Consider the following 12,550-nt stretch of genomic DNA (forward strand, 5'->3'; position numbering starts at 1 on the left):
CCGCGCTGCGACACCAACTCCCAAGGAGACAACAGCTCATGATGAACCGCCATCTCACGAACACAACGCTGGTGGCCGCGGTGGCCGCACTCGGCCTGGGCCTCGCGGCTCCCGCCGCGAGCGCCACCGGGCCGAGGCACGACAGGCCCCAGAACAGGCTTCAGGACAGCGTGAACGCGATCCAGAAGACCGGCACCGTCGGGGTCCTGGCCCAGTCGACGGGCCCGGGCGGCAAGCGGTACGCCACCGCCGGGGTGGCCGACACCGCCACGGGGGAAGCGGTGCGCGCCGGTGACCGGTTCCGGATCGCCAGCACCACCAAGACGTTCGTCGCCACCACGGTGCTGCAACTGGCCGGCGAGGGGCGGCTGTCCCTGGACGACACCGTCGAGGACCTGCTGCCGGGCGTGGTGACTGGCAACGGCAACGACGGCAGCAAGATCACCGTACGACAGCTGCTGAACCACACCAGCGGGCTGTTCAACTACACCGCGGACTTCCCCGAGATCAACAGCGTGGACGGGTTCCAGGCCGACCGCTACACCACCTGGACACCGTCCCAGCTCGTCGCCATCGCGATGAAGCACGCGCCGGACTTCGAGCCCGGCGCCAAGTGGGCGTACTCGAACACCGGCTACATCCTCGCCGGAATGATCACCGAGAAGGTCACCGGCAACAGCTGGCAGCAGGAGGTGACTCGGCGCATCATCCGGCCGCTGGGCCTGCGCAACACCTTCGCCCCGAACACGTATCCCCGCATTCCCGGCCGGCACCTGCACGGCTACTCCCACTTCGGCAACTCCGGCCCGACGATCGACGTCACCGACTTCAACCCCACCGCGGCCGGCGCGGCCGGCGCCATGATCAGCACGACCGGAGACGTGACCCGCTTCTTCTCGGCGCTCCTGGGCGGCCGACTGCTGCACCCGGCCGAGATGGCCGAGATGAAGACGACCGTACGGGCGCCGGAACTGGACCCCGTCTGGCCCGGCGCGAGTTACGGCCTGGGCCTGATGCGGATCCCGCTCTCGTGCGGCGGGGTCTACTACAGCCACGCCGGCGACCTGGCCGGCTACACCACCCGCGACGGGGTGAGCGCCGACGGCCGCCGGGCCGTCGTCCTGGAGGCGACGGGCGACGGGGCGAGTGACCTCTCCACGGAGCTGGCGCAGAACGCGCTGATCGACAAGGAACTCTGCGCCACCGACAGGAAGTAGCAGGGCGCCGGCGGCCGGCGGTCCGGTGGCGGCGGCGCCGATTCGTCACCAGGGCACATCGTCCAGCAGCAGCCCCGCCGCCCGCTGCCGGCCGTCGGCCAGGGACTGTTCGGTCCACATGACCTTCCCGGTGGGCGTGTACCTGGTGCCCCACCGGGAGGCGAACTGGGAGACAAGGAACAAACCACGCCCGCCCTCGTCCGTCGTGGCCGCGCGGCGCAGGTGGGGGGATGTGCTGCTGCCGTCGGACACCTCGCAGATCAGACGGCGTTCGTGCAGCAATCTCACATGGATCGGATCGGATCCGTAGCGGATCGCGTTGGTGATCAGTTCACTCAGCATCAGCTCAGTGGTGAAGCCGATCTCCCCCAGGCCCCAAGTCTCCAGCTGACGACCGCACGCGGCGCGGACGGGAGCAACGGCCGCGGGGTCGAAGGGGACGTCCCACTCGGCGACCCTGGCGGAGTCCAGCAGGCGGGTCCTGGCCACGAGCAGCGCGATGTCGTCCCTGCGGTGCGAGGACTCCATGGCGCTGAACACGGCCCGGCACGTCTCCTCCGGCGTACGGTTCGCGTCCTCGGCCAAGGTGGCGCCCAGCAGGCGCAGTCCGGTTTCGATGTCGCGGCCGCGGTGTTCGATGAGCCCGTCGGTGTAGAGAACGAGCCTGCTGCCCTCCGCCAGTTGCAGTTCGGCGGTCTCGATGGGCAGTCCGCCCAGGCCCAGCGGTGGGCTCACGGGCACCTCGGGAAAGTCCACCGTGCCGTCCGGGCGGACCAGCGCGGGGGCGAAGTGCCCCGCCCTTGCCATGCTGCACGTGCCGGAAACCGGATCGTAGATGGCGTACAGGCACGTGGCTCCTGTGATGCCCTCGCCGTCGGCGCCCTCTTCCTGGTCGATACGGGAGACCAGTTCGTCGATGTGCCCCAGGATCTCGTCCGGTGGCAGGTCGAGGGCGGAGAAGTTGTGGACCGCTGTACGCAGACGGCCCATGGTGGCCGCGGCGTGCAGGCCGTGGCCCACGACGTCGCCGACGACCAGGGCCACCCGGGCTCCGGGCAGCGGGATGACGTCGAACCAGTCGCCACCCACACCGGCCGCCTGCGCGGGCAGATAGCGGTAGGCGACATCCAGTGCGTTCTGCTCGGGCAGGACGCGAGGCAGCAGGCTGCGCTGGAGGGTTACCGCCATGGCGTGTTCGCGGGTGAACCGGCGGGCGTTGTCGATGGCCACGGCGGCGCGGGCGGCCAGTTCCTCGGCGAAGGACAGATCCTCCTCCTCGAAGCGTTCGGGACGCTCCGCGCGCCAGAAGTTGGCCATGCCCAGGACGACGCCACGCGCCTGCAACGGCACGGCGACCAGCGAGTGGACGCCGTAGGCGAGGGCCCGGTCCGCTCCCGCGGGATCCTGGGCGCGCCAGCCGTGGGCGACGGTCAGATCGGCCTCGAGCACCGCATGGCCCCTTGCCAGTGCCACCGCCATCGGCGTGCTGGGGACGACGAACCGGACCACGTCGCCCACCGGCTGGAACGGGTGGTCGCCGCGGATGCCGCTCACCGCCGTCCGGCGCATTTCCCTGTCCGCACCCGAGGGCTCGTCGCCGCGCACCACAGGGTCCAGCAGCTCGACCGTGACGAAGTCCGCGAACCGCGGGACCGCCACCTCCGACAACTCCTCGGCGGTACGCGTCACGTCCAGCGTGGTGCCGATCCGTACCCCGGCCTCGTACAGGATCTTCAGGCGCTCCCGGGCCACCTCGGCCACGCCGGACAGTGCGCGCAGCTCGGTCGTGTCCCGCAGCGTCGCGACCTTGCCGGAGGTGCCGCCGTACGGGTCCGTGGGCCTCGTGTTGACGGCGAGCAGGCGGTCCCCGGCCAGGTGCACCTCGTCGGTCACGGCACGACTCGAGGCAAGCAGCTCCGCCGTGTCGGCATCGAGGCCGAGGTCGGCGACGTGGCGCCCTTCCGCGCCCGGCGGCAGTTCGAGGAGCCTGCGCGCCTCGTCGTTGGCCAGCATCAGCCGGCCGTCGCCCCCGATGATGAGCACGCCTTCCCGCACGGCGTGCAGAACCGCGTCGTGGTGCTCGTACATCCGGGTCATCTCTGTGGGGCCGAGACCGTGCGTCTGGCGTCGCAGCCGCCTGCTCACCAGCGCGGAGCTCACTGTGGCCAGGGCAAGCGCGGCGCCGGCGCAGCCGAAGAGCCACGGCAGCTGCCGGTCCACCGCGCTCCCGACGTGTTCGATCCGTACGCCGGCGGCCACCAGGCCGACGACGGAGCCCTGCGCGTTGATGACGGGGACGACGGCCCGGGCCGCGTCGTTCGGGTCTCCCTCGAAGATCTCCGTGAAGGCCCTTCCGGCCGCCGCGCGCTCGATGTCCTCGGCACGCCGGCCGATCAGGCTCCGATCGGTGTCGGCGTAGCGCATACCGTCCCTGCTCATCACGGCGATGAAGTCCACTCCCGATCCCCGCCGGGCCTCCTCCGCGTGGGACTGCAGCACGTCGGCCCGAATGGGGATAATCAGCGCCGCTGCGGTGCCCGGTGCGTCCGCGAAAGACTCCGCGGCGGCGAGCGAGCGGTTCTCGGCGTCCCGCTCACTGTCGAACCGCGCCTGGAAGACGAGCGCCACCACGGCCCCGGCGATCAGCAGTACCGCGACCACAATCTGCAGGAGGAGCACCTGACCGGCCGCACTGTGCGGACCCAGTCGGGAAGGCGGGGGCGGCGGCGGATGCTCTGCCGCAGAGGGCGCTCTGCGGGCTCCTGCGCTCCGCTCGCCTCCGGAAACGGGACGTTCGCCCCGGCCGCGAAGCAGCCGACCGACGAAGGTACGGCTCGATGAGAGCCGGGATCGCAGGGAATGTCCCTTCATGCCCCATTTCTAACATCGGACGACGTCGGGCAATGTTCCGCGACCACCGGACCAACGACGCCGCGGCGGGTGATTGCCCGGTCAGAGCCACGGCCGTTCCGAGGAATCCATTGACCTCAAGTTTGGTTCAGGTCATAGCGTTCTGGGTGCGCCCCGGGCCACGCCGGCCGACGGGTACCGCGTCGGCCCACCAGAATCCGGAGAGACCGCATGGACATGGAAGTCACCGCATGGACATCGCTCCACAGTGCGATGAACGCCCAACAGGAGCGACGGCCCTTCTCCCGGGCCACCTTGCGCCGCATCGCCGCCTTCGCCCGACCGCACCGCCGGCAGCTCTACCGCTTTCTGCTGCTCAGCGTGGTCACCGCGCTGCTTGCCGTGGCCACACCCGTCCTCGCCGGCCGCGTCGTCGACACGATCGTCAAGGGCGAGGACACCGGCACGGTCACCCGGCTCGCGCTGCTGATCGCTGTCATCGCCATCGCGGAGGCGGCGCTCGGCCTGCTCACCCGCTGGCTGTCGGCCACCCTCGGCGAGGGGCTGATCCTCGATCTCCGCACGGCGGTCTTCGACCATGTCCAGCGGATGCCGGTCGCCTTCTTCACCCGCACCCGCACCGGCGCCCTCGTCAGCCGGCTCAACAACGACGTCATAGGGGCCCAACGAGCCTTCAGCAACACCCTGTCCGGCGTCGTGTCCAACCTCGTCACCCTGCTGCTGACGCTGGCCGTCATGCTCAGCATCTCCTGGCAGATCACCCTCCTCGCCCTGCTCCTACTGCCGGTGTTCGTCGTCCCCGCCCGCCGGATGGGCTCCCGCATGGCCAAGTTGCAGCGCGAGGCCGCCAACCACAACGCGGCCATGGGCACCCAGATGACCGAGCGGTTCTCCGCCCCCGGCGCGACCCTGGTCAAACTTTTCGGACGCCCGGCCGACGAGTCCGCCGAATTCGCCGCCCGCGCCCGCCGGGTGCGCGACATCGGCATCCGTACCGCCATGTCCCAGTCGGTCTTCATCACCGCCCTGACCCTCGTGTCCGCCCTGGCCCTCGCCCTGGTCTACGGACTCGGCGGCTACTACGCGCTGCGCGGCAGCCTGGACCCGGGCGCGGTCGTCGCCCTCGCCCTGCTCCTCGCCCGCCTCTACGCCCCGCTCACCGCACTGGCCGGCGCACGCGTCGAGGTGATGAGCGCCCTGGTCAGCTTCGAGCGGGTCTTCGAGATCCTCGACCTCAAGCCGCTGATCGCCGAGAAGCCGGACGCCCGCCGGGTGCCGGAGGGGCCCGTGTCCGTGGAGTTCGACGGGGTCCGCTTCGGCTACCCCTCCGCCGACAAGGTCTCCCTCGCCTCCCTCGAAGAGGTCGCCACCCTCGACTCCCGCGGCGGCACGGAGGTTCTGCGCGACATCTCCTTCCGCGCAGAACCCGGCCGGATGGTCGCGCTGGTCGGCTCATCCGGCGCGGGCAAGTCCACGATCGCGCAGCTCATGCCGAGGCTGTACGACGCCGATGCCGGTTTTGTGCGGCTGAACGGCATCGACGTCCGCGACCTGACCTCGGACTCGATCCGCGAGACGATCGGCATGGTCACCCAGGACGGCCATCTCTTCCACGAGTCCGTCCGCGCCAACCTGCTCCTCGCCCGGCCCGACGCCACCGAGGACGACATCTGGGACTCTCTGCGCCGGTCCCGGCTGGCCGACCTGGTGGCCTCGCTCCCCGACGGCCTGGACACCGTCGTCGGCGAGCGCGGCTACCGGCTCTCCGGCGGCGAGCGGCAACGGCTGACCATCGCCCGGCTGCTGCTCGCCCGCCAGCGGGTCGTCATCCTCGACGAGGCGACGGCCCACCTCGACTCCACCTCCGAGGCGGCCGTGCAGGAAGCCCTGGGTGAGGCACTGGAGGGCCGTACCGCGGTGGTGATCGCCCACCGGCTGTCGACCGTGCAGGCCGCCGACCTGATCCTGGTCGTCGAGGAGGGCCGGATCATCCAGCGCGGAACCCACGACGAACTCATGACGGCCGGCGGACGCTACGAGGAGCTGTACCGCACCCAGTTCGAGCGCCCGGGAGCGGAGGAGGCGCACCCCGTCCACTGACCCCGGTGCGACCATGTCGCATGAATGTGGATATTCCCCTGCTCGAAGTCTTGCAAATTCACATTCATTTCGGCAGGATCTGCCGAGTCCACGCCGGTCAACCGCACATTCTGGGTGCCCGTGGGCCCCTGCGTCGTTGAATCGACACACCCTGACCTCTTCGTCAGCCCCTGACGGGTCTGCTCTCCCCCGGGGGCGCCGTGGGCTGCGCCGTGGTGGTTTCTCTTGAAAGGCACGTCCGTTGAGCATGAGATCCGGCACCGGAGGCGGTCTGCGGGCGGACGCCCTCAGCACGTGGGACATGGTGGTCATGGCCGTCGCGGGATGCGGTCCGGCGTACACGGTCGCCGGAACGATTCCGGCGCTGATCGCCGCCGTCGGTGTGGCGAGCCCCGCCGCGCTGCTCTACTGCGCGATACCCGTGATCGGCATCGCCCTGGCCTACCGGCAACTCGGCCGTGTGGACCCCAATGCGGGAGCCGCGTACAGCTGGGTCGCCCGGTCGCTGCACCCCTTCCTCGGGTTCCTGTGCGGCTGGTCGCTCGTGGTCGCCTGCACCGTCTTCATGGCGTCCAGCACGGTGCCCGCCGGCAATGCGACGTTGTCACTCGTCGCGCCGAGCCTGGTCGGTGACCCGGTCCTGGCCGCGCTCGTCGGCTCGGGCTGGTTCCTCCTGATGGCAGGGGTGGTGGCGTTCGGAGCCCGGATCGGAGCCCGCGCGCTGACCGTCATCACGGCCGTGCAGGTGGTCCTGCTGATCGGCTTCGCGCTGGCCGCGCTGCTGTCCGACGGCGGCGGGACGGAGTTCTCCTTTTCCTGGTTCGGCTTCAGCCACTTCGAGGGGCAGGAGTCCTTCGTGACGGGCGCGCTGATCGCCACGTTCGCGTTCTGGGGCTGGGACGTGACCAGCAATCTCGGCGAGGAGACCCGGCGCGGCTCACGCGGATCGGGGTTCGGCGGAGTCATCGGTGTGGTCCTGGCGTTCCTGCTCTTCGCGCTGGTCGCCGTCGCGGTCAATGTCCTCATGACGCCGGACGCCGTGTCGCACAGCCCTGAGGGCATTCTGATCGAGCTCGGCCAGCGGGTCTGGCCCGGTGTGGGCGGCACCCTGCTGGTGCTCGCGCTGCTCCTGTCGACGGTCGCCATGCTGGAGACCGCCCTCATCCAGGCCGGCCGCACCCTGTTCGCCATGGGCCGAGACAGGACGCTTCCCCCCGTCCTCGGCCGTATCCACGCCAAGCGGCACACGCCGTGGCTGGCCACCGTCGTCATCGCCGTGGCATCGGGCACGCTCGCCATCGTCGAGGCCGTACGGCTCGAGCCGGGCGAGTCGATGCTCTCGGACGCCGTGAGCGGAGTCTGTCTCCTCGTCACCTTCTACTACAGCCTGGCCGGACTGGGCGCTGTCGTCGTCCACCGCAAACTGCTGCGGGCCTCCGTGTCCAACTTCCTCCTCATGGGACTGTGGCCGCTGGCCGGCGCGCTGTTCATGCTCTGGATCATGATCGAGTCCGTGGCCTCCCTGAGCACCTCAGCGCTGGTCATCGGATTCGGCACCCTCGCCCTGGGGCTCGTACCGATGCTCGCCGCGTGGATGAGGCAGCGGCCGTACTTCGAGCGCGGGCGTCTCGACGCCGACCGGGCGCGCGTCATGGACGACTCCTTCGGGGGCGCGGACTCCGGCGAGACCCAGGCGGTCAACCTGGCCAGGAGTCAGGACGAACTCCTCACTGACTTCTGACCCCAGTTCCGCCTTCTGATCAAAGGACGCCTGCCATGGCCCTGGCCTGGAACCGAAGACGCTCCGCGGCACCGCATTACGACCAGACCTTCGGCGACAAGGCCCTGTCCGCCGCATGCGAGGACATGGTCATGGGCCGCTGGGAAGGCGCACACGAACTGCTGGCAACCACTCCCCACAGGGACTGGGACCGCCGCAGTCACCGCATCCGGCTGCTCGCCCACACCGCCGCCGACAAGCGGATCGTCGAAGCCTGGCAGACCGCGCAGCCGCACAGCGCGGACGCCCTCGTACTGCGGGCGGACACCGAGGTGATGCGGCATTTCGCAGCCGCCCGTACGAGCACCATCCCGGGCCCGGACATCCTGGACCGCACGGCCCACATCTGTCTCAACGCCGCCGATGCCTTCCCCCAGGACCCCCATCCCTGGGTGTCGCTGATCACCCTGGGCAGGCTGTACGAGAACGGCGCCCAGGCGATGAACCGGTGGTGGCCGGAACTGCTGGCCCGCGATCCGTACCACCGCGAGGCCCACCATCAGGCTCTGCGCTACATGACGGCTCGCTGGCACGGCTCCCACGGCCAGGCCTACGCCTTCGCCCGCGACTGCGCGGTCTATGCCCCGGCCGGCTCCCCGCTGCTGGTCATGCCGCAGGTCGCCCGCGCCGAGGAGTTCCGTCACCGCACCGAGAACGAAGGCGTCAGCCCGCACGCGATGGTCGGCTACTGGGCCGGGGAGCGCTGGGACCTCATGGAGACCATGGAACGCTGGATAGCGGTCCGGTCCCCCGTCGAGGCGGCACAGGACGTCGCCGACCTCAACCATCTCGCTCACGGTCTCGCTCATGCAGGACTTCTCGTCGAGGCCGCGACGGTCTTCGACCTGCTCAAGGGACGGGCCACCCGGGTGCCGTGGTCGTACACGGGCGAGCCGGAAGCGGAGTACGCGCGCTGGCGCGACCGTTCGTCCCGAGCGGCCGCGGAGCACGCGGATCCGCGGAAAGGGTGACCACTGATGCGTACCGGCTCCTTCGACGAGGGCAACCTGCTGGAGCAGGCCGTCAAGGCTGTGGTGAGCGGTGCGGGTTTCGCTCCGTTCACCGAGGGGCCGGCCGGTGCCGTCGACCGTCGCAGAGGGGCGGCGCACAGCGGCGGAGCGGTGTTCCGGTCGATGCTCGGGAAGGACTTCGGCCTGGGGCAGCCCGGCGCCCGTGAACGGGTCGGGACCGAGTGCTCTCCGTACGGCCTCAGCCTGGGCGTGCGCTATCTCCGTTCCGAACCAAGCGAGTTGGTGGAGGCGGCGGTGCGGGCGACGGCGGGCTGGCGGGCGGCAGGACCGCGGCGCCGGGCCCTGCTCGCCGTGGAGATGCTCTGCCGGCTCCACGACCGCAGCCATGAGATCGCGCACGCGCTGCACCACACCACGGGGCAGGCGTACACCACCGCCCACCGCTCGGGCGGTCCGCAGGCGCAGGACCGGGGACTTGAGGCCGTGGCCCGTGCGCTGGCCGAGTCTGTACGCAATCCCGCCGAGCTGTCCTGGCAGCGGCCAGGCAAGCTGGGCGACCCAGTGGGGATGGACGGCACCTGCACCGTGGTACCGCGCGGCGTCTCACTGCTCATCGGCTGCCCCGACTTCCCCACCTGGAACGGCTATCCGGGCCTCTTCGCAAGCCTGGTGACCGGAAATCCGGTGATCGTCAAGCCGCACCCCCGGGCGGTCCTCCCGCTCGCGCTGACCGTCCAGGTCGCCAGGGACGTCCTGGCGAATGCCGGGCACGATCCCAACGTGGTGACACTGGCGGCGGAAGAGCCCGGCGAGAAACTGGCGTCCCGACTCGCCACCGACCCCGCGGTCCGGCTCATCGACTTCACCGGCTCGGCCCGTTTCGGCGACTGGCTGCGGCGCAACGCCCGCCAGGCCGACGTGTTCGCCACATCGATCGGGGCCAACACCGTGCTGGTGGACTCCACCGACGACTACCGCACCATGCTGCGCGAGCTGGCTCTGTCCCTGTCGCTGTGCAGCGGCCAGACCTGCACAGCGCCGCAGAACATCCTGGTGCCGTCCCGCGGGATCACGACCAACGAAGGCCACAAGCCCATAGGGCGGTTCAGTGTCGACCTGAGCCGCGCCGTGAAACGTCTCCTGGCGGAACCGCGGCGTGCGGCGGGGATTCTCGGGGCGATCGGCAGCGACCGTATCCGCAGCTCCCTCGCGCATGCGGCCGGATGCGGAGTGGTGGTGCACGCATCGCTGCCGGTCGGCCACCCCGACCATCCGGCGGCGGACATCCGTACACCACTGATCGTCCGGCTGGAGGCACACGACGAGAGGGTGTACTCACGCGAGTGGGCAGGTCCCGTCTCCTTCGTGATCGCCACCGAGTCGACCTCGCAGAGCCTGGACATCTTCCGCCGCACCGCGCGCGGCCACGGCGGCCAGTACGCCTCCGTCCACTCGACGGACCCGCTGGTCCTGGGGGCGGCCGAGGCGGCAGCGCTCGACGCCGGGGTGCAGCTGTCGGAGAACCTCGCCGGGAATGCCTTCGTGGACCAGTCGGCGGTGTACGGCGACTTCTGCGAGGCGGGCACGCCCGCGGGTGCTCAAACCGCGCTTGCGGACCCGTCGTTCATCACCGGCCGCTTCCGCCTCGTGCAGGCCCGCCGCCCTGCGGCCCGGGTACGGGACATGAGCTCCGTCGGAGCGTAGGAAGTGTGGCGCCGTCAGGGAAGAGGCGCGCCGCGGGCGGTGAGCCAGAGTTCGTACCATTCCTCGCGGCTGAGATCCGGTTCCCGCTGCGCGGCGTCACGGCAGGCGCGGATACGTTCAGGACGCGCGCTGCCGACCACCGGCACGATCGCGGCCGGATGCCGCTGCAACCACCACAGCAGAATCGTCTCCGGCGTCGTGCCCTTCTTGTCGGCCAGTGCCGAGATGAGCTGCGCGGTCGCGACCTCGCCCGGCGTTTCCTGGCGGCCCGTGAAACGACCCTGCGCGAGTGCGCCCCACGCCTGCAGCGAAATACCGTTTTCCCTGCAGAACTCGACCGTCCCGAACGGAAAGCCGTTGGCGGCTGCCTCCGGGGTGTTCACGAGGACACCGGCTTCGAGCCAGTCCCGCCGCTGCAGGCTCATCTCCAGCTGATTGGCGACCAGGGGGACATCGAGACATGCCTGAAGGGGGGCCATCTGCACGGCGCCCATGTTCGACACACCGAACCGTCGCACAAGACCCTGCCGGTGCAGCGACATCAGCGCCTCGGCGATGTCGTCCGGGTCTGCCAGGGGATCCGGGCGGTGCAGGAGCAGCACATCGACGACATCGGTCCGCAACCGGGCCAGGCTCTCCTCGACCCGCCGGGCGATGGCCGGCCCACTCAGGTCGTAGATGCCGGGCCGCTCACCGTCCGCGAGCCGGATGCCGCACTTGGTCTGGACGACGATGCGCTCACGCAGCCCCGGGGTACGGGCGAGAACCTCACCGAAGACCGCCTCGGCCTTCCCGTGCCGGTAGATGTCGGCGTGGTCGAAGGTAGTGATCCCACTGTCCAGCGCCGCCTCGATCGCCGCCTCGGCTTCCGCGATGTCCCGCGCGCCGAAAGGCTCGGTGTCCCAGCTGCCGCCGAGCCCCATGCACCCGTACAGCAGCCGCCCACCGCTCGTCCCCGTCTTCGTCGTCACCCGGTCACCTTACGACGGGCATCAGCAGCACCTGCCGCGCGACGGCCCAGCAGCGCACCGCCGATGATCCTGGCCGGCGGGCACAAGGTCTGGCCGTGCGCGGCGAAGAGCTCGTCGCGCGAGGAGAAGCGCCCGAGGTCCTCGCGCACCAGCGCCGACAGGTCGAAGGACGAGCAGCTGTCCGAGCCACAGGTCGAGCCGTCCCAGTCCACGGCGGTGGACGCCAGGGCCTCGAAAAGTGTCTGCGACCCGGTGTTGGTGAATCCCCGGGGATTGGCGGCACCCAGCGCGTCGAGCGGCGCGTACAGCTCGGAAACGTTCAACCAGGTCTGCCCGGTACGGAACTCCGGCCAGGCGAGGAGGACCGTGTCGGGCACCAGGCGGCGAAGCCGTGGAAAGCGCGAGTACCAGAACGAACCGTCCACCAGAAGGCCACGAACACGGGTGGAGATGCCGCCCGCGCGGGCGACCGCTTCGAGCACGGCCAGCCGCTGGCTGCAGGAACCGACGCCTCGCGCCAGTGTGCGGGAGACGGGCTGTATGTCGTTGAGCGCGTACACAGGCCGGACGGTCTCACTGATGAGCCGGTGCGCGGCCTGAAGCAGTGCGCGCTCCCCGGGCTGCGTGGTTTCCCGGGCGGCTGCGAGCAGGTGCTGCACTTGGGGGTGACGCCAGTCGAGGATCGGGGTGGGGTCCGCGGACCCGAGGTCGTCGACAGCAACGGTCGTTGCGGGTCGCCGGTGTCGCCACCACGGAGTCAGCACAGCGCTTGTCATGCCCTGAATGCTACGAGTCTTGTGATGCCGGTGCGTGAGTGGCCTGGTGTTCCGCGATCGAGTGGTCGGCCGATCCATCTGTTCAAGGTGCCTGACAGGCTTCTCGTCGCCGATGTCGGTTGCGGCGCCGGACACACCGCCCGCCATCTGCACGAACTCG

General features: G+C 70.2%; 8 protein-coding genes. 5 read left to right on the top strand and 3 right to left on the bottom strand.

Annotated elements, in window-relative coordinates:
- Positions 1–38 precede the first annotated feature (38 nt).
- A complete protein-coding gene (locus OG741_RS03335; RefSeq protein WP_405594953.1) occupies positions 39–1,217 on the top strand; it encodes a serine hydrolase domain-containing protein in 1,179 nt (392 codons plus the stop codon).
- Between the two features lie 45 nt (positions 1,218–1,262).
- Here OG741_RS03335 and OG741_RS03340 read toward each other — a convergent pair whose 3' ends face one another.
- Positions 1,263–3,896: a SpoIIE family protein phosphatase gene (locus OG741_RS03340; RefSeq protein ID WP_405594956.1), complete on the bottom strand. Its 2,634-nt coding sequence runs from the start codon at positions 3,894–3,896 to the stop codon at positions 1,263–1,265.
- A gap of 402 nt (positions 3,897–4,298) precedes the next feature.
- On the opposite strand from OG741_RS03340, the gene OG741_RS03345 reads away from it, so the two are divergent.
- From OG741_RS03345 to paaN, 4 genes are all read left to right on the top strand, one after another.
- On the top strand, positions 4,299–6,188 hold the full coding sequence (locus tag OG741_RS03345) for an ABC transporter ATP-binding protein (RefSeq protein WP_405594958.1): 1,890 nt from the start codon (positions 4,299–4,301) through the stop codon (positions 6,186–6,188).
- 247 nt (positions 6,189–6,435) lie between these two features.
- Entirely contained in the window at positions 6,436–7,929 is a 1,494-nt protein-coding gene (locus tag OG741_RS03350) for an APC family permease (RefSeq protein WP_405594960.1), read from the top strand.
- 35 nt (positions 7,930–7,964) lie between these two features.
- Positions 7,965–8,939, top strand: a complete 975-nt coding sequence (locus tag OG741_RS03355) for a hypothetical protein (protein ID WP_405594962.1) — start codon at positions 7,965–7,967, stop codon at positions 8,937–8,939.
- A 6-nt stretch (positions 8,940–8,945) separates the two neighbouring features.
- Positions 8,946–10,643 carry a phenylacetic acid degradation protein PaaN gene (paaN, locus tag OG741_RS03360; protein WP_405594964.1) on the top strand — a complete coding sequence of 566 codons (1,698 nt, stop codon included), beginning with the start codon at positions 8,946–8,948 and terminating at the stop codon, positions 10,641–10,643.
- Between the two features lie 14 nt (positions 10,644–10,657).
- Here the strand turns inward: paaN and OG741_RS03365 are convergent, their stop codons facing one another.
- Together OG741_RS03365 and OG741_RS03370 are read right to left on the bottom strand one after the other, a co-directional pair.
- Positions 10,658–11,614 (bottom strand): aldo/keto reductase family oxidoreductase, encoded by a 957-nt coding sequence (locus OG741_RS03365; RefSeq protein WP_405594966.1) that lies wholly within the window; start codon positions 11,612–11,614, stop codon positions 10,658–10,660.
- Positions 11,611–12,390: a transglutaminase domain-containing protein gene (locus OG741_RS03370; protein ID WP_405594968.1), complete on the bottom strand. Its 780-nt coding sequence runs from the start codon at positions 12,388–12,390 to the stop codon at positions 11,611–11,613. The genes OG741_RS03365 and OG741_RS03370 overlap by 4 nt, the downstream gene beginning before the upstream one ends.
- Positions 12,391–12,550 lie beyond the last annotated feature (160 nt).

Source organism: Streptomyces sp. NBC_01410 (assembly GCF_045040195.1).
GTDB lineage: Bacteria > Actinomycetota > Actinomycetes > Streptomycetales > Streptomycetaceae > Streptomyces.

Coding starts and splice junctions, on each gene's coding strand:
- OG741_RS03335 (WP_405594953.1), top strand. CDS start 39: ATGATGAACCGCCATCTCACGAACACAACGCTGGTGGCCGCGGTGGCC.
- OG741_RS03345 (WP_405594958.1), top strand. CDS start 4,299: ATGGACATGGAAGTCACCGCATGGACATCGCTCCACAGTGCGATGAAC.
- OG741_RS03350 (WP_405594960.1), top strand. CDS start 6,436: ATGAGATCCGGCACCGGAGGCGGTCTGCGGGCGGACGCCCTCAGCACG.
- OG741_RS03355 (WP_405594962.1), top strand. CDS start 7,965: ATGGCCCTGGCCTGGAACCGAAGACGCTCCGCGGCACCGCATTACGAC.
- paaN (WP_405594964.1), top strand. CDS start 8,946: ATGCGTACCGGCTCCTTCGACGAGGGCAACCTGCTGGAGCAGGCCGTC.
- OG741_RS03370 (WP_405594968.1), bottom strand. CDS start 12,390: ATGACAAGCGCTGTGCTGACTCCGTGGTGGCGACACCGGCGACCCGCA.